The following is a 948-nucleotide window of genomic DNA, read 5'->3' on the forward strand; positions in this document are numbered from 1 at the left end:
TGGGCGGCCTTGGTGCCGATGCGCTCGATGGCGGAGCAGGCTTCGACTATGCCGGCTACTTCACCGCCTCGGCGGGCGTGACGGCGGATCTGCTCGAGAGCTGGCGCAACACCGGCGAAGCCGCTGGCGACAGCTACGCGGCCATCGAGGGGCTGGGCGGCACCAACTACGGCGACGACCTGCGCGGCACCCATGCGGCCAACGAGCTCTACGGCAACGGCGGCAACGACGTGCTCGAGGGCCGCGGCGGGGGCGATCGGCTGATAGGCGGCGACGGCGAGGACCATGCCGCCTACTGGAGCGCCTCGTCAGGCGTGCGGGCGAGCCTCTTGAACAGCGCGATCAACACCGGCGATGCGGCGGGCGACACCTACCTGTCGATCGAGGGGCTGCAGGGCTCCGGCTTCGGTGACATGCTGCAGGGGGATCATGCCGGCAACCTGCTCAACGGGCAGGCCGGCAACGATGAGCTGCGCGGCGAAGGCGGCCACGACTGGATCGTGGGCGGCGCCGGGCACGACATGCTGATCGGCGGCGAGGGCGCGGACTGGCTCGAGGGCCAGGCCGGCGCGGACGTGTTCCGGTTCGAGGCGGGCCTGGGCAACGTCGACCAGGTGGCGGACTTCAACGGCATGGAAGGCGACCGGATTGCGCTTTCCACGAACCTGTTCCGGGCGTTTGCCCCGGTGGTGGTGGAGGAGGGCTATACCCTCAACGGCAGCCTGAAAGCGGCCGCGTTCGTGATCGGGGCCAGTGCGACGACCTCGGCGCACCGGATCGTGTACAACCAGGGCACGGGGGCTTTGTCGTACGATGCCGATGGCGTGGGCGGGGTGGCCCAGGTGCAGTTCGCCCAGCTGAAGGCCGGCACGGCGCTGTCTGCCGCCCACTTCCAGATGTTTACCCTGTAAGCACACCCGCTCACACCCGAACACACCCACAAGCAAA

1 protein-coding gene is annotated in these 948 nt (G+C 69.2%); it reads left to right on the forward strand.

The genetic code is table 11. From position 1 onward, the window contains the following. Positions 1–911 (forward strand): calcium-binding protein (locus tag JQC81_RS32515; protein WP_281400487.1); only part of this gene is annotated, 911 nt, incomplete at its 5' end. Between the last annotated feature and the right edge of the window lie 37 nt (positions 912–948).

This window comes from Microvirga arabica, assembly GCF_016811235.1.
Classification (GTDB): Bacteria; Pseudomonadota; Alphaproteobacteria; order Rhizobiales; family Beijerinckiaceae; genus Microvirga; species Microvirga arabica.